The organism is Pedobacter sp. 05T44 (assembly GCF_056395985.1).
Window position 1 is genome coordinate 16,447 of sequence record NZ_JBFTKO010000017.1, and the last position, 15,255, is coordinate 31,701.

The following is a 15,255-nucleotide window of genomic DNA, read 5'->3' on the forward strand; positions in this document are numbered from 1 at the left end:
TTAGGTTTATTTTGTGTGATTAATAAGGTTAGATAAGGTATCAAAAGATTTGCGTGTAAGCATGGTATAAAATTCTTCAGAAACTGAAGTACTGCCATGGTCTTCCAAAAATTTCTTTTGCTCTGGAGATAGATCTATTGGATTTTCATCAATAGAATTCGGATAAGGGTTGGCTGGAGTACGATCTAACGGAGCGCAAAATTCTACCGAAAGTACTTCATTATATCCTACCTCATGAAGTGTGTCAATTATTTTGCTCCAGTTCAAATTACCCATTCCGGGTGCCATTCTGTTGTTATCAGCAACGTGAAAGCCGATCAGTTTGCCTTTTGCTCTTCTGATGGTTTCGAACATATCAATCTCTTCAATATTCATATGAAAGGTATCCAGACAAACCCCACAGTTAGGCCCAACAGCTTGAGCCAATGCCAAGGCTTGATCTCCCCTGTTAATGAAATATGTTTCGAATCTGTTAATGGGTTCTATTCCAATTAATATACCCGATTGTTCTGTATACTCATAGACTTCTTTTAGAGAATCAACGGCCCATTGCCACTCTTCCTCTGGCCTGCCATCGGGAACTATTTTTCCGACAGTGCCAGGTACTACAGAAACCATATGTCCATCAAGCTCTTTTACCATTCGGACAACATCTTTTACATATTGCACCGACTTTGCCCTTTGGGCTTCATCTTTAGCAAGCAGATTACGATCCTCAAGCATTAAGGTAACAGACCCCCAGCAGGTTAAACCGTATTCTTTTAATAATTTACGTACCTGATTGGTATCATAATGTTCAGGACTCCCTGCAATTTCAAGTTTGTTGTAGCCTAGACTAGATGCTCTGCGAATGGTTGTTTCTATCGTTTCGGATCGCATCCAGTTATGTATCGAAAGTTCCATAAAGTATTAGGTAATGTAATGTTTGGTTAAAAAGTAGATTAAAATCGTGTTATTATTCTCTGTATGGCACATTCATTTCGATTTTTCCCGCCCATTTTTTTGGAACAGGTTTATCTAATGTCCAGTGAACAGCATTTATGACAAGTCTTTGGAAACCTTCTTCATTAAAATCTGCAGGATGGCCAAGTGTGGTCATAAAAGTGTTACCTCCTGCAGCTGTTTTCCAGGTCCAGGCAACAGGGTTGTCTACTGCCGCTTTGTCCGGATTTACAGATTTACCCATTAATAACCATGTTGATCCTTTTACCGGATAATGCGGCAAAACATGGTATAGCCACGAGGCAACATGGAAATTATTTGGCACACCCGTTAAAATAGGGTGTTTTGCCTGTGCAGGAATAACCGAAACATCCGTGGTAGATTTGTGTCCGTAATGTGTATGTCCGCCTTTACCCCATCCCGGAGGCGCACCCAATGCAAATTCGCCAAAAGCATTCCACTTCTCAAGAGGGTGCCCTGCCGGATAATTGAATGCATGTGTGGTTGTTCTGAAGCCCATTACTGGCTTGCCCGATTTTAAATAATCGTCAATGTATTTTACCTGATCTTCAGGCAACCGTCTCCATCGTAGATAGAACACGGCCAGATCAGCGTCTTTTAATGCTTCCAGGCCGGGAATGTTTTCTTCTGATTTATAATCAGGTGAGGATTTAAGAACGATCGTACGCATTCCGTAATTCTTTTCCAGTTCTGCCGCTATAAGTGGCATAGTGGCTTCACTACTGTATTCATGATCACCGGTTACAAATACAACCAAAGGCTTTTTTGATTTCTGTTTTTTGGTTTGACCAAAAGAATGGAGTGAATTGAATAGCAATATGCTTGTCGCAATTAAACATATAATGCCCCTAAGATTTTTCATTGTGGTTCTACTTTTATTTGGTCAGCTAGATGAATTAAAAAAATAAAGCTCCGAAGAGCAATTTATTTAAGAGTTAATCAAAAATATGATTATTAAAATAAAAACCAAGTTAAAAGGCACGAATAGTCTGTCACAACTTCGTGCCCAATCAGTCTATTTACGTCGGCTTTTTTAAATAAGAGATAAAAATATCAGAATTATTTTATTTTCATATTTTTACGAAAAATTAATAGCCCTTAAAATTATTATCTACATGCGCAAAACGACCTTATTATTTATTCCACTATTACTTATTTTATCTTGTAAAAAAACACAAACACCAGAAAAGCCAGAAATTGAAGTTGAAGTTGATATGTCAAATCCACTTGAAAACGTGATTCAGTTGGAATATCAAAAGTCAAGTAATGCCCTTATGTATGACCAACCAGACATTGCATTTTTAGGCTTCTTAACAGATACAATGAGTGTAAGAGATAAACAGTTTAATCCACTTAATAACGTCGGCCTGGTTAATAGTGAATATTCGTTAACTGATGTAAATGCTAAAACTGTAGAAAGGTATAAGTTAGATAACGCTGTATTAAGTAGCTATAGAGAATCTTATAGTGAAATGCTAAAAAGCAGTAATTATATGTTCACTCCTAAAATTAGCTATCAGATACATGCCACAAAAGAATTGGCTGATCTAAATAAAACTGAGATTACCTTAGTTGTCAAAGCAGTTTATTATTATCTGGTCTTAAATGAGCCAAAGCAAGAGAATTTTAAAATTTATTCAGATTTAAAAATAGATGAGATAAAACAATCCGGAGCTTATTTATCAAGAATCGGTTTTGGGATGCAGTCTAAATTTCAAATAACTACTTATCAAGATCCTAATAAACTTATTTCTTATTTAAAGGCGTATTTAAACGCTGTTTTAAATAACAACGAAAAAAATGCGGCTGAATTAAGAGAAAAATTTGAAATACCTGTAACGGAATTTGGATATTTAGGAGGTCCTCTTTCTGATTGGCTTCAATATCAGTCTTTAAGTAATACAGAAAAAATTGAGAAGTATGTTAAAGGGCTTTTTGTAGCTAAGCCTACAAATTCGGCATTTAAAAACATTGAATTTGATTTTAAAGCATTAAAATAAGCTTTCTTCGTAATAAGGTGATTGCAACTTTTACATTTGCAATCACCCTTTTATTATACAATTACCCTATCCGAACCATCTTTCATATGGGAGAGTTTGCTTAAAAACATCTCGGCCATCATTCCCGCTTTTTTCTTGGTTTCATCAGCCAATTCACCCGAAAAATGTTCATCTATGGTTTGTTCGAATAGCAGTAACCATCGTTCAAAATGATTTTTTTGAAGTGGCAGAGGCGCATGCCTGGCAAAAGGGTTTCCTTTAAATCCAGCAACTCCAAAAAGTACTGCATTCCAGAAGTCATACATTTTTGCCAAATGCGGATTCCAATCTGTAATCACCGCGTCGAAAATAGGCCCAATCAATTCATCTTGATTAACTTTGCTGTAGAAACCATCTACAAATAGTACGATATCTTCGAAATTACTAATGTCTGCTTTCATATAAAAAGTTTTACTTGTGATAAGACAACCGAACAATAAGCCATAATTTGCTAAATGAAGCTAATTTAACTGAAGTAAAGCAGGACCAAATTCTTCGAACAAGATCGACTCTTTTTTAATTCCGCAGGAAATCAAATCCTGATATTGTTTACGAATAAATGGAGCTGGCCCACAAACATAATACATAGTACCAGGATATTGGGGTAACGATGCTATTTTATTTATATCAAGAAATCCTTCCATCACTCCCTCCTGTTTATCCCGCGCTGTTGGCACATCATAAAAAACATGTTGCTCAATAGAATCATTTGCATTAACAATTTGATCAAGCTGATCTTTGAAGGCATGTACTGAACGGTTCCTACAGCCATGCAACCAGGTAATAGGATAAGTGAATTTTTGTTCCACAAGATTCTGCAACATACTGATCATTGGCGTTAGCCCAACGCCGCCGCTAATTAACACTACAGGGGCAGCTAAATCCTTTGCAAGTTTAAAGTCGCCGGCAGGTGCAGTAACATCTACAATATTTCCTTCTTTGATAACGTCATGAAAATAGTTACTGATAAGACCATTTGTATCCAAGCCCGCTCCTTTTTCGGCCTTTACCGAAATTCGGTAATAATCTTGTGCTGGAGTGCTTGAAATACTGTACTGGCGTGCCTGATATARTTTCATTTCTGGTAAAAACACTTTAACACTGATATACTGACCAGGTACATGGGCGGCCACTTTTCCACCATCGGACGGAAAAAGGTAAAATGAAGTAATTTCTGTTGATTCTACGTTTATTTTACCCACCGTAAACGGACGCCATCCTGTCCATCCATACTGCTGAGCAGTTTTTTGCTCATATAGTTTTGCCTCATGACCAGACATTAGGTTTGCCAATTGTTGGTAAGCCACTGTCCATGCATCTACTATTTCGGGTGTTGCTACATTTCCTAAAACCTCTTGAATTGATGCAATTAAATGACGACCTACAATTTGATATTGCTCTGGTCTGATGTCTAAACTAACATGCTTGTGCCCTATCCTGTCCACCACTGGCATTAATACTCCAGGGTTGGCTATATTGTCTGCATAAGCCAAAACCGCCATTGCCAAAGCAGTCTGCTGTTTACCACTTTGCTGATTCCCCATATTAAACAGGTTCTTGAGTTCAGGATTATGGGTAAACATCCTGTTATAAAAATGTTTTGTTAATAATACACCGTTCTCTTTTAGTACAGGAACTGTTGCGCTAATCCATTGTTTTTGTTCACTAGTCATATAAAAATATATTAATACCTTTTTATCCTTTATTTAGTTAAATTTTTTATTTTTTTAATTTAGTAATCCCAAGATTCAAATCGTCATTAAAATMAGCTATTGATGTGTCTTGCAGCATTTGTTGTATTTTGTTCCGAATGGCCTTAAACTCATGATGTAAAGGACAAGGATTGCTTTCAGAACAATATTCTAATCCTAAACCACATCCGGTGAACAGGCTATTTCCATCAATAGCCTCAACAACGTCAGATAGAGGCCTTTTAAGTGTAGATGCATCCATATAAAAACCTCCATTTGGCCCCTTAACAGATTGCACAATTCCTTTTCTGCTAAGATCTTGTAAAATCTTAGCCAGAAAATGCTCAGGAGATTCAATACCTGATGCTATTTCCTTTATCCCTACCCTGCTGCCTGAAGCTGTCCGGTGCGCAATAAAGAAAACTGAACGCATTGCATATTCACATGTTTTTGAAAAAATTCCCATCTGCACTACAAATGTAAAACATAAGATTCAATAATAAAAGATATATTTATCTTTTATTATTGAAGTCAAAACTTAAGGTTGGGTAATTCTTCACCTCTAATCATATAGAATTAACACATTACATAGGACGGATGTATTGCAAAAATTCTTCTTTTGTTACCTTATCTAGAAATGCACCTGAATATTCAGCGGTTACGGTGCTGCTGTTTACATCCTTTATGCCTCTTGACGATACACATAAATGAGCTGCATCAATAACTACCCCAACATCATCAGTTTCCAGAATTGTTTTTAATTCATTAGCTATTTGGATAGTTAAACGTTCCTGTACCTGCGGCCTTTGGGAATAATATTGAACAATCCTGTTTAACTTCGATAATCCAATAACCTTTCCTGAAGAGATATAAGCGATATGTGCTTTACCAATAATGGGCACAAAATGATGCTCACAATTAGAATAAAGGGTTATATTTTTCTCAACCAGCATTTGGTTATACTGATACTTATTATCAAATAATTTAATCTGCGGTTTATTTGCCGGATTAAGCCCGCTAAATATTTCTTTTACAAACATTTTTGCTACGCGTCCTGGTGTTCCGTTAAGACTGTCGTCTGTAAGATCAAGTCCAAGCGTTTCCATAATTTCCCGAAAATGCCCTGTAATAATCTTAATTTTTTCATGGTCCGCCAGCTCAAAAGCGTCTGCTCTTAACGGAGTATCATAAGAAGTACCAATATGTTGTTCGCCTAATAAATCTTCCAGCTCGGTTAAAGAAAGGTTATTATCCGTTGTATTTAAGGCAGTTCCATTCTGTTTCATAAATTATTGCGACTAATTTTATCTTTATCGATTTTTAGTAATAGCAGGGCGTAAATATAAAAAAGATAATTTTTAAGTTTTATCTTATTAATATCATACTTCTTAGAGATTGCCTTGACGATGTTCCTTTTGCAAGAGCGTTATCAGTTGTTCGATACAGAAAATATTAATAATTTTAGAGACGATATCATGACAAGTAAAGAAGTTATAGTTGTACCCTACTCCAACAACTGGGCATCAGTTTTTCAGGAACTGAGCACTATATTTAATAAGTACCTAAAGGATTACATTATTGGAATTGAACATGTTGGTAGTACCTCTGTACCCGGACTTGCAGCGAAACCAATTATTGATTTAGATCTCGTCATTAAAGATAAAAGCAATTTTAAAGAGATTATCCGGATATTAAAAGAACTTGGATATAACTACCTGGGAGAAATGGGTATTGTTGGAAGAGATGCTTTTGAAAGAATGTCGGATTTAAGCCCTGCTGACGGTTCAGGAAAACAGTGGCTTAGACACCACTTATACGTTTGCACGCAGGATAGCATGGGTTTAAAAAACCATATCCGCTTTAGGGACTATCTTCGTTCACATCCAGAAATAGTAATAGAATACGGGACATTAAAAACGGAGCTGGCCAAAAAGTATCCTTTTGATATTGATAGTTATATTGATGGAAAAACTGACTTTATCATTTCCATACTAGCAAAAAATGGTTTCGACGATGAAATACTTCAAAATATAAAACAGCAAAATATTGCCTCAAAAAACGCTTTAATAAAACCTCATTAATGCAAGAGCTAATTTCACCATTAGGAGAACAGCTGTTAAGCTTAAAAGAAGCCACTTACAAAGACCTCCGCACACCTGCTCAGTCAACCATGTATACTGTGTTGTTTATTAAAGAAGGAAAAGGCCTGTATCATGCCGATTTTGGTGTTTTCCCTTTTGCTGCTCCTGCTTTACTGTTTTCTACACCATTACAGGTTATCTACTTGGAAAATTCCGAATCTGTGAAATGCACAGAACTGCAGTTTCATGGCGACTTCTATTGCATTGAATTTCATCGTACTGAAGTGCGTTGCAATGGCTTATTGTTCAACAACATCTACATCGATCCAATTGTAATACTAACAGAAAAAGAAGCAAAGGTATTTGATAAATTACTGGATGATTTAAAAGAAGAATTAAACAACGAAACCCTGTCGGATATAGTACCACGCGCGTATCTGCAACTCTTTTTAGCCAAATCGAGCAGCATTAAGATGAATGCGGTTTCTAATAAAAATAACGATAGCGAAAGAGATGAACTTATGGAGCAGTTTAGCCAGTTGTTGGATGAGCATTTTCTTAATCTCCGTAAACCAGCTGACTATGCCGAATTATTATCCATGTCTAGAGACAATTTTACCAGGCGCTGTACCCGTTATTTCAGAAAGTCACCCTCGCAATTAATTCAGGAAAAATTAATGCTTGAGGCAAAAAAACAACTTCATTTAACCAGGCAAAGCATTAAAGAAATTGCCTATAATTTACAGTTTCAGGACGAGTTTTATTTTAGTCGCGTGTTTAAAAAATTCACAAAAGTTTCGCCACAAGTATTCAGAGATAAAACCGGTATCTCCATTGTGGCGGATATGTCCAAGGATTAACCCCYTTTGTCCATGTACTACTTACCCGGGTTGCTATAGATTTGTATAAAAATCAATAGCATGAAAAATTCAATCATAAATACAATAGCCAATCTTGATCAATTAGGTAAAAATGCAATCCGTTTTGGAATCGTTATCGTCTTTCTTTGGATAGGTGGTTTAAAGTTTTTTACATATGAGGCTGATGGCGTTGTTCCTTTTGTGGCCAACAGCCCATTTATGTCTTTCTTTTACAACCATCCTGATGAGTATAAAAGCCACATGAATAAAGAAGGCGACTTGATTCCAGCGAACCATCAATGGCATATAGCAAATAACACGTATGGCTTTTCGGCGGGCTTAGGGGTATTCTTAATTACGCTTGCTATTTTGGTTTCCCTACATAAAGTAGCTCCTTTAGCTAGTATGATCGGCAGTGCACTTATATTCTTAATGTCGGTTGGCACATTGTCTTTCCTGGTTACTACTCCCGAAAGCTGGGTACCGCATTTAACAGATGAACAATGGGGATTCCCCTATTTATCTGGTCGTGGGCGATTAGTTATTAAAGACATTGTGATACTTGGTGGCGCCATTATTACAATGAGTGAATCTGCAAGGCTTTATCTTAAAGAGAAAAGCAGTAAGACTAATTTGGTCTCATAAATCTAAACGAAAGTGCAGTTCCAGTACCTAATACAGCACCCGCTGCCACATCTGTTGGGTAATGAACGCCTAAGTATAAACGCGAAAAGCTAACAGACCCAGCCCATAAATATGCAGGCGCAATTACGTACCATTTAGGGTACGCCTGAGATAAAGCAGTAGCAGTTGTAAACGATGTAGAGGTATGCCCGGATGGAAACGAATAATGCGAAGGCTGATAAACAGCATTAATTTTAACATTGGCAAGAAATGGTCTTGGACGTTTAACGGCTTTTTTAATTAACATAGTAACCAGCGCATTAACAGCCGAACTACTCACAACATATAAAGCATTTTGCCGCATTTCTTTGTCCTTGCCAATTACACCAGCGGCAAACAAGCCTACTGGAACACCTACGTTAACTAAATCATTGTTTTTAGATAAGAACATAAAGAAGCCTGTTTTCTCAGGTGTTCTGGTTTTTGAAAGATCAATAAGTATCTGATCGTCCAAACGTTGCAATCCGTTTTGAGCAAAACCATGCAACGGTAAAGACATTAAACCAATTTGGATTACCAGTAAATATTTAAAGTATTGTATTTTCAATGTTTAGTCCTCCTTTGCTTAATAAATTTGTACGTACCGTATTACGATTCTAAAAACAGATCAAAATAACAGTTAGTTTCTGAATATACCATCATAAGTATATCACTTAATTAAAAATTACTGTTTGTTTATCATGGTGCTCATTAACCATTTCTTTCAAAAAGATTTCCTGAATTTGCATGACCTCTTCCAGATACATTGTTTTCTTTCTTGTGCCAAAATACAATGTATTCTCTATTACATTATAGCCATCCCATATTTGTTTAACGTTACCCGAATCAAGTTCTTTTTTAGAAAGAAAATCGGGAATAACAGCAATTCCCTCACCCCCACTTAAACAACGGATAATTGAGCTCATGTTAGGTACAATGTAATTAGGTTTAAAATCAGGTCGTTTACCAAAATTTATATGCCAAAACCTGCGTAAATGCTCCATATCTCCGGCTGTTCCGTACCATGTTTGGCGTTTTAACCAATCCTGTATACCGTTCAGATCTCTGCTTTTTAGCAAAGGATCAAGCTCTTCTGTTGATGTTTTTGCCCCGCCAATTACCACTATTCTTTCTTTAAAAAATGGTGTATAAATCAATCCCTTGTAATCTCCTTTTTGCGGCGTAATAATCAAATCCAGAATACCGTTATCCAGGTCACTAAGCATTTGAGGATAGTCTCCAAACTTAATAATTACATTAAAATCCAAACTCGGTAAATAAGACTCAAGTGTGAACTGGAAGGTTTMAAAGCACATACCAATACTTATAGTAGGCTTTTCCTTTTCCGTACTTTTATGGAAGTGGCGCTCTGCTTCTTCGAGTTTACACAATGATTCCTGTATATAATTGTAAAGTATCTTTCCGCGTTCGGTAGACACCATTTTTCTCGACGTCCGATCAAAAAGCTTGTACCCAACATACGATTCCAATGAGCTTAAATGTAAACTCACACCAGGTTGCGAAACATACAACGACTCGGCCGCACCTGTGAGTGTACCTGTTTCATAAATAGCCTTAAAGGTTCTGAACCATTCTAAATTAACCATAACAACATATCATAATTATGATACAAAGGTATGATTTATATTATTTTAATAGTAACATATCTAGCCGTAATTTTGTCATCACAATTAAGAAGTAAAATCAATTCTATTAAAATGGAAACAAAAAAAATATTTGTAATTAACGGAGGACAGGTCTTTGGGCATTCTGGAGGCCGTTTTAATAAAACAATTTTTGATACCACACGTCAGTTTTTTAATGACAAAGAAGGATTTGAAATCAGATCTACCGATATCAATGATGATTATGATCCAAAACAGGAAGTAGAGAATTATGTATGGGCTGATATTGTTATTTACCATACTCCTATCTGGTGGTTTCAGGTACCTAACGGATTAAAAAAATATATTGACGTGGTTTTTACAGAAGGTCACCAAACCGGAATTTATCATAGCGATGGACGTTCATCTCAAAACCCAACTATTAATTATGGTACAGGCGGTATGCTGCATGGCAAAAAATATATGGTCACCTCATCATGGAATGCTCCGAAAGAAGCTTTTACCCTACCGGGAGAATTCTTTAATGAAACCAGTGTTGATGATGGAGCATTATTCGGTTTTCACCGTATGAATGCCTTTACAGGGATGAAACCATTGCCTGGCCTGCACTTTCACGATGTAGAAAAGAATGCTAATATTGTAGCCGATCTTGAAAGATACACAACACATTTAAACAACATTTTTATAAATAAAGAACATGAGCATTTATCTAACAGCAATTTCCAGAGCGAAGCCACAACACATTGAGCAGTTTAAAGCACTTTTATTAGCACTGGTTGTAGAATCGAGAAAAGAAGAAGCCTGTATTCAATACGATCTTCATCAATCAAGTGACGATCCTGCTTTGTTTATTTTTCATGAAGAATGGGCAAGCAAAGAAGCCCTGGAATTGCATAACCAAACAGCTCATATCAATAAATTTATTAAGGATTCTGTTGACATTATTGATGGCACTGTCGTTATACATGAAACTGATAAACTTGCCTAATATTAAATAGCTATCTCTGATAGCACAATAAAAAGAATAAAAAAATGGAATATAGAAAATTAGGAAAAACAGATTTAAACTTATCTGCTATTACTTACGGCGCCTTTGCAATAGGTGGCAATATGTGGGGAGGAAATGAGAAACAAGATTCTATTGATGCTGTTCATGCATCTTTAGATCATGGTGTTACAAGTTTAGACACTGCTCCTTTTTATGGCTTTGGCTTAAGCGAAGAACTTATTGGCCAGGCAATTAAAGGTAAAGACAGAAGTAAAATTCAGCTATTAAGCAAATTCGGTTTAGTTTGGGATGGTAGCAATAACGGAAAAGGTGAGTTCTTTTTTGATGCTAACGACAATGGAAAAACCATACCCGTTTATAAATATGCAGCAAAAGAAAACATCATTAAAGAAGTTGAGGAAAGCTTAAAACGTTTGGGTACAGACTACCTAGATTTACTACAGTTACACTGGCCAGATGCTACAACACCTATAAGTGAAACTATGGAAGCATTGGAAAGCCTTATCCAACAAGGAAAAATCAGAGCTGCCGGGGTAAGTAATTATAGCCTGGAGCAGTTAAAAGAAGCAGAAGAGTCAATCCAACTGGCTTCTAATCAGCTTTCTTACAGTATGCTTAACAGGACAATTGAAAAAGATGTAATTCCATACACCATAGCAAACAACGTTGGAATTATTGCCTATAGCCCTTTAGAAAGAGGTTTGCTTACCGGTAAATACTTCAAAAACGCTACCTTAAAATCGGATGATCATAGAAATGGTTACTTTGGCCAATTCGATCCTGAAAAGGTAAAGTCATTTCTAAATGCCATAGAGCCTTTAGCGATCAGCAAAAATGCCTCTTTATCACAATTGGTTTTAAGGTGGACAACGTTACAACCTGGTATAACCATAGTACTGGCAGGTGCCAGAAATACAAATCAGGCAGTAGATAATGCGAAAGCAATTAACATCTCTCTTAGTGAAGATGAATTGGCTTTTATTAATAAAGAGCTAGAAAAACTTTAATTCAGATTTTATAGCTAAGCTACAAAAAGAGCCTTCCACTTATTCAAGTGCTCTTTTTTCTTTTTTAACCCTATGCAAAGTTACCGCTGCATCAATAGAGTGAGAGGTATGAATATCATTATCGGCCTCAGATATATCAGAAAGTTTTTGATAGTATTTATGAAGAACATCCAGCTCTGATTCCGTTAAATCCTCAATATCAACCATCCTGTTGCTGGCATGTCTGCTTGCAGCTATCAATTCGTTTAACTTAAGCTGAATGGCTTTGGAATCTTTATTTTGAGATTTTTGGATAAGGAAAACCATTAAAAAAGTAATTATTGTGGTCCCTGTATTGATAACAAGTTGCCAGGTATCTGAATAATTAAAAATGGGCCCTGAAAGTATCCATACAATCACAATTAGAAATGCTACACCGAAAGCTACCGGACTCCCTGTCCAGTTTGTAATTTTTGTAGATGCCTTTTCAAAGAAATTTCCTGAAGTGTTTTTCATAATGAGTAATGATTTTTAATAGTTAAAACCTTAATTAAATCTAATCAAATAAAGCCTGTTTACTTAAATATCTTCTGCTGAAAATGAATATTTTTAAATAAATTTGAATCAGAATGTTACATATTGACTTTTAAGACATCTAAAGTCAGTACCTTCATCCTAATGAAGTAAAATATCCGAAATGAAAAAAGTTATCCTAGACGTTTCTGGAAATAAAGCACATTCACTTGAAGTTGATTCGGCAATCTCTTTCAGTCCCTTTATTAAGTACCTGAGAGGAAGAGTAAAAGGCGAGAAAACTGTTAAAGGTGCATTATATAGATCAGCTCTTAAAGAGTTTAAAAAATATAATATTGAAGAAGCGGAAATCCCACTTGAAAGCATACATGATTATGAAAGCTTGCTCGAAAACATGTACGCGTGCCTTACCCCAGCACTTGCAACTGAGGATAAATTGGCCTGGGGACTTTGCTTCCCATTACAGCCTATAACATTTTATGGTACAGACCTTATGTACGAGTTGCTGGAAAATAAGAAAAATGACCAGGATTCGTATGTGGTTTCTAAAACCCCTGCCGACTACCATAAAGAGCGCCTGCAGTTGGTTTATTCGTTTATTTTAAAGGAACTTTACAATTTTCATGTACCTGTAAAAACACATCAGTATCATGCAGGTATCAAAACTGACACAGGGCTTTTAGGTTATTTTCATGTAAATCTTAATACAGATTTTATAGAAGTTACGCCGAAAGGTGAATTACCACCACTCAATTTCAGAGAACTTCAACAATACATAGGAGAAGGCTCAAGTTATGAAATATTGGAAAAAATATTGCCACTCGATCTTTTCCGTTTTAGAGGTATCTCTGTAATMACTGTATCTGATGTAACCGCTATCCAGGCTGTAGAAAACATAAAAAACATTCGGCTTAACCGTACCCCTGGCGATCAGGCGGCCACATATAGTGGTGTTATTCAATCTTTAAAAACAATAGTACAAAATAACAAAATCGAGTTCGACCTGTTTCCTTTTGTAAGGGTTAACAACAAACCGGTTTATGGCAATGTAAAGGGGGGCACGGGAATATTATTTTCTGTATGGGGTGAAGATAATTTAGACCCCGAAACATTTCAGCAATATGCCGAGGGTTATACCGCCAACCCGAACTCATTCTTTTCTCCTGATATTTTGGCCGAAGATCCCGTTGTGTTTCATTGGCTTCATCATTTTGTGAAACTGGGAGTTAAGTCTCTTGCCCTCACTCCCGTTTTTTACGACCATGTAATTGTTGGTGTTTTAGCGGTACATACCTGGGAAGGTGAAACTTTTGACGAGAAAATACTTGCACTGCTGGAGCCTGCAATTGCCCCCATATCTCAGTTATTACAGATCTATATCGATGAATTTAACCTGGAGCTGGAAAATGTTATAAAAGAGAAATTTACCTCTATACAACCTTCAGTTCAATGGAAATTTAACGAGGTAGCATGGCATCATATGCATGATAAAAATAAGCATTTGCCAATTAGAAATGAAGACATCAGTTTTAAAGATGTATATCCGTTTTACGGAGCTATTGACATCAGAAACTCTACAATTGAAAGAAATACGGCCAGTAAAGCTGATTTGAGTCACCATTTAAGCCTACTTTATAAAGTGCTTGATCAGTTAAAAGATCATCACTACTCCTCTTTAATGGAAGAGATGATTTTCAATTCAAGAAAATGGCAGCAGTTGCTTTTACAAGAAACCCTAAACACTCAGGACGAGAACAATCTAAACAGTTTTTTGAAAGAAGAATCTAGTGACTATTTATTCCATTTATCTCAGCAGGAACCTAAACTCAAAAAAATAATTGATGATTATTTACTCGTTACCGGAGCTGCGGATGGTGATGTTCACAAAAACAGATATGCCTTGGAAGTTTCCATGCAAATGATAAATACTGCAATTAACAATTTTTTTGAAGCCGAAAAAGAGAAATTACAGCAATCGTATCCTTGCTACTTCGAGAAATTCAGAACTGATGGTGTTGAATACGATATTTACATTGGTCAGTCCATCTCTCCGGATAAAATCTTTAATCATTTTCACCTCAAAAATCTTAGGCTATGGCAACTTTMATCTATGGCTAATGTAGTTAGAATGACTCATGCTTTATTGCCAGCTATGCCAACCAAGCTTTATACTACTCAGTTGTTATTTGTCCATAACCATACAATCGACATTAGTTTTAGAGCTGATGAGCGAAAATTTGATGTAGAAGGCGCATACAATATCAGGTATCAGATGATAAAAAAACGAATCGACAAAGTTCACATCAGAGGTAGCAGTGAGCGTTTAACACAGCCTGATAAGATAGCGTTGATCTATTTTAATAAGAGAGATATTGATGATTATCTTCCTTTTATTACTTATTTACAGGAAACTGGAGTGCTGGATCAAGACCTGGAAGAACTTGATTTAGAGGACCTACAAGGGTTAAGCGGACTAAAAGCTTTAAGGATTGGCGTTATACATCCGAAAAAGACAAACGACATTTAGCCATAGATATGTCAAATACTTTCAAAAGTAATTACTTTTGAAAATTAGTATATACTTTTGACTAAATTAACTATTTAGTCAAAACTTATGAAAAGTATTCTACCTCTCTTTGGTCTTTTATTGCTGCTAAGTGCCTGCGGTGATACACAAAAAATGCAACTAAGGGCACCAGAGCCTCAGGTTGCTGAAGCAAAAACAGATAGCACTGCAGTTATAGCTACAGACACTACTAGAACGGATTCTGCCAAAACTCTTGCAAAGAAGTAGTATTGAGGTA

General features: G+C 36.3%; 18 protein-coding genes. 9 read left to right on the forward strand and 9 right to left on the reverse strand.

What is annotated here, in order from left to right:
- Positions 1–6 precede the first annotated feature (6 nt).
- Positions 7–903 carry a sugar phosphate isomerase/epimerase family protein gene (locus AC1DDK_RS21240; RefSeq protein ID WP_288879498.1) on the reverse strand — a complete coding sequence of 299 codons (897 nt, stop codon included), beginning with the start codon at positions 901–903 and terminating at the stop codon, positions 7–9.
- Between the two features lie 52 nt (positions 904–955).
- Entirely contained in the window at positions 956–1,825 is an 870-nt protein-coding gene (locus AC1DDK_RS21245) for a ThuA domain-containing protein (RefSeq protein ID WP_337714820.1), read from the reverse strand.
- Between the two features lie 253 nt (positions 1,826–2,078).
- Here AC1DDK_RS21245 and AC1DDK_RS21250 point away from each other — a divergent pair, with 253 nt between their 5' ends.
- On the forward strand, positions 2,079–2,963 hold the full coding sequence (locus AC1DDK_RS21250) for a hypothetical protein (RefSeq protein WP_288879501.1): 885 nt from the start codon (positions 2,079–2,081) through the stop codon (positions 2,961–2,963).
- Between the two features lie 53 nt (positions 2,964–3,016).
- Here the strand turns inward: AC1DDK_RS21250 and AC1DDK_RS21255 are convergent, their stop codons facing one another.
- From AC1DDK_RS21255 to folE, 4 genes are all read right to left on the reverse strand, one after another.
- Positions 3,017–3,403, reverse strand: a complete 387-nt coding sequence (locus AC1DDK_RS21255) for a group III truncated hemoglobin (protein WP_288879503.1) — start codon at positions 3,401–3,403, stop codon at positions 3,017–3,019.
- Positions 3,404–3,463: 60 nt separating this feature from the next.
- The gene (gene hmpA / locus AC1DDK_RS21260; protein ID WP_288879504.1) at positions 3,464–4,675 is read right to left on the reverse strand and encodes an NO-inducible flavohemoprotein; all 1,212 of its coding nucleotides are present in this window, start codon (positions 4,673–4,675) and stop codon (positions 3,464–3,466) included.
- A gap of 46 nt (positions 4,676–4,721) precedes the next feature.
- The gene (locus AC1DDK_RS21265; protein WP_477634034.1) at positions 4,722–5,159 is read right to left on the reverse strand and encodes an RrF2 family transcriptional regulator; all 438 of its coding nucleotides are present in this window, start codon (positions 5,157–5,159) and stop codon (positions 4,722–4,724) included.
- A gap of 118 nt (positions 5,160–5,277) precedes the next feature.
- Positions 5,278–5,979, reverse strand: coding sequence for a GTP cyclohydrolase I FolE (folE, locus tag AC1DDK_RS21270; RefSeq protein ID WP_337714822.1), 702 nt, complete (start codon positions 5,977–5,979; stop codon positions 5,278–5,280).
- Positions 5,980–6,168: 189 nt separating this feature from the next.
- On the opposite strand from folE, the gene AC1DDK_RS21275 reads away from it, so the two are divergent.
- Genes AC1DDK_RS21275 through AC1DDK_RS21285 form a run of 3 tightly spaced genes read left to right on the forward strand, consistent with a single transcriptional unit; the run spans position 6,169 to position 8,279 of the window.
- Complete coding sequence (locus AC1DDK_RS21275; protein ID WP_288879508.1) at positions 6,169–6,774, forward strand: GrpB family protein; 606 nt, start codon at positions 6,169–6,171, stop codon at positions 6,772–6,774.
- The gene (locus AC1DDK_RS21280; protein ID WP_288879510.1) at positions 6,774–7,634 is read left to right on the forward strand and encodes a helix-turn-helix domain-containing protein; all 861 of its coding nucleotides are present in this window, start codon (positions 6,774–6,776) and stop codon (positions 7,632–7,634) included. Before AC1DDK_RS21275 ends, AC1DDK_RS21280 begins: the two co-directional genes overlap by 1 nt.
- A gap of 60 nt (positions 7,635–7,694) precedes the next feature.
- The gene (locus tag AC1DDK_RS21285) at positions 7,695–8,279 is read left to right on the forward strand and encodes a DUF417 family protein (RefSeq protein ID WP_172663153.1); all 585 of its coding nucleotides are present in this window, start codon (positions 7,695–7,697) and stop codon (positions 8,277–8,279) included.
- On the opposite strand, the gene AC1DDK_RS21290 is transcribed toward AC1DDK_RS21285, so the two are convergent.
- On the reverse strand, positions 8,263–8,817 hold the full coding sequence (locus tag AC1DDK_RS21290) for a phosphatase PAP2 family protein (protein ID WP_172663154.1): 555 nt from the start codon (positions 8,815–8,817) through the stop codon (positions 8,263–8,265). The two genes, AC1DDK_RS21285 and AC1DDK_RS21290, sit on opposite strands and share 17 nt — an antisense overlap.
- A gap of 154 nt (positions 8,818–8,971) precedes the next feature.
- Positions 8,972–9,904, reverse strand: a complete 933-nt coding sequence (locus tag AC1DDK_RS21295) for a LysR family transcriptional regulator (protein ID WP_477634035.1) — start codon at positions 9,902–9,904, stop codon at positions 8,972–8,974.
- A 111-nt stretch (positions 9,905–10,015) separates the two neighbouring features.
- Here AC1DDK_RS21295 and AC1DDK_RS21300 point away from each other — a divergent pair, with 111 nt between their 5' ends.
- The 3 genes from AC1DDK_RS21300 to AC1DDK_RS21310 are packed head-to-tail and all read left to right on the forward strand — an operon-like array spanning position 10,016 to position 11,938.
- Positions 10,016–10,669: an NAD(P)H-dependent oxidoreductase gene (locus AC1DDK_RS21300; protein WP_288879512.1), complete on the forward strand. Its 654-nt coding sequence runs from the start codon at positions 10,016–10,018 to the stop codon at positions 10,667–10,669.
- Complete coding sequence (locus tag AC1DDK_RS21305; RefSeq protein WP_172663157.1) at positions 10,620–10,910, forward strand: putative quinol monooxygenase; 291 nt, start codon at positions 10,620–10,622, stop codon at positions 10,908–10,910. The genes AC1DDK_RS21300 and AC1DDK_RS21305 overlap by 50 nt, the downstream gene beginning before the upstream one ends.
- 44 nt (positions 10,911–10,954) lie before the next feature.
- Positions 10,955–11,938, forward strand: coding sequence for an aldo/keto reductase (locus AC1DDK_RS21310; protein ID WP_172663158.1), 984 nt, complete (start codon positions 10,955–10,957; stop codon positions 11,936–11,938).
- Positions 11,939–11,977: 39 nt separating this feature from the next.
- Here AC1DDK_RS21310 and AC1DDK_RS21315 read toward each other — a convergent pair whose 3' ends face one another.
- Positions 11,978–12,433, reverse strand: coding sequence for a low affinity iron permease family protein (locus AC1DDK_RS21315; protein ID WP_172663159.1), 456 nt, complete (start codon positions 12,431–12,433; stop codon positions 11,978–11,980).
- Positions 12,434–12,614: 181 nt separating this feature from the next.
- Between AC1DDK_RS21315 and AC1DDK_RS21320 the strand changes: the two genes are divergently transcribed.
- Together AC1DDK_RS21320 and AC1DDK_RS21325 are read left to right on the forward strand one after the other, a co-directional pair.
- Positions 12,615–14,978 carry a GAF domain-containing protein gene (locus AC1DDK_RS21320; RefSeq protein ID WP_477634036.1) on the forward strand — a complete coding sequence of 788 codons (2,364 nt, stop codon included), beginning with the start codon at positions 12,615–12,617 and terminating at the stop codon, positions 14,976–14,978.
- A gap of 87 nt (positions 14,979–15,065) precedes the next feature.
- A complete protein-coding gene (locus AC1DDK_RS21325) occupies positions 15,066–15,245 on the forward strand; it encodes a hypothetical protein (protein ID WP_172663161.1) in 180 nt (59 codons plus the stop codon).
- Positions 15,246–15,255: the final 10 nt, after the last annotated feature.

Bases quoted from the DNA above. Each gene is read 5' to 3' on its own strand.
- AC1DDK_RS21315 (WP_172663159.1), bottom strand. From the start codon at position 12,433: ATGAAAAACACTTCAGGAAATTTCTTTGAAAAGGCATCTACAAAAATT.
- AC1DDK_RS21290 (WP_172663154.1), bottom strand. From the start codon at position 8,817: ATGTCTTTACCGTTGCATGGTTTTGCTCAAAACGGATTGCAACGTTTG.
- folE (WP_337714822.1), bottom strand. From the start codon at position 5,979: ATGAAACAGAATGGAACTGCCTTAAATACAACGGATAATAACCTTTCT.
- AC1DDK_RS21310 (WP_172663158.1), top strand. From the start codon at position 10,955: ATGGAATATAGAAAATTAGGAAAAACAGATTTAAACTTATCTGCTATT.
- AC1DDK_RS21255 (WP_288879503.1), bottom strand. From the start codon at position 3,403: ATGAAAGCAGACATTAGTAATTTCGAAGATATCGTACTATTTGTAGAT.
- AC1DDK_RS21285 (WP_172663153.1), top strand. From the start codon at position 7,695: ATGAAAAATTCAATCATAAATACAATAGCCAATCTTGATCAATTAGGT.
- AC1DDK_RS21250 (WP_288879501.1), top strand. From the start codon at position 2,079: ATGCGCAAAACGACCTTATTATTTATTCCACTATTACTTATTTTATCT.
- AC1DDK_RS21275 (WP_288879508.1), top strand. From the start codon at position 6,169: ATGACAAGTAAAGAAGTTATAGTTGTACCCTACTCCAACAACTGGGCA.
- AC1DDK_RS21280 (WP_288879510.1), top strand. From the start codon at position 6,774: ATGCAAGAGCTAATTTCACCATTAGGAGAACAGCTGTTAAGCTTAAAA.
- AC1DDK_RS21325 (WP_172663161.1), top strand. From the start codon at position 15,066: ATGAAAAGTATTCTACCTCTCTTTGGTCTTTTATTGCTGCTAAGTGCC.
- AC1DDK_RS21305 (WP_172663157.1), top strand. From the start codon at position 10,620: ATGAGCATTTATCTAACAGCAATTTCCAGAGCGAAGCCACAACACATT.
- AC1DDK_RS21240 (WP_288879498.1), bottom strand. From the start codon at position 903: ATGGAACTTTCGATACATAACTGGATGCGATCCGAAACGATAGAAACA.
- AC1DDK_RS21245 (WP_337714820.1), bottom strand. From the start codon at position 1,825: ATGAAAAATCTTAGGGGCATTATATGTTTAATTGCGACAAGCATATTG.
- AC1DDK_RS21300 (WP_288879512.1), top strand. From the start codon at position 10,016: ATGGAAACAAAAAAAATATTTGTAATTAACGGAGGACAGGTCTTTGGG.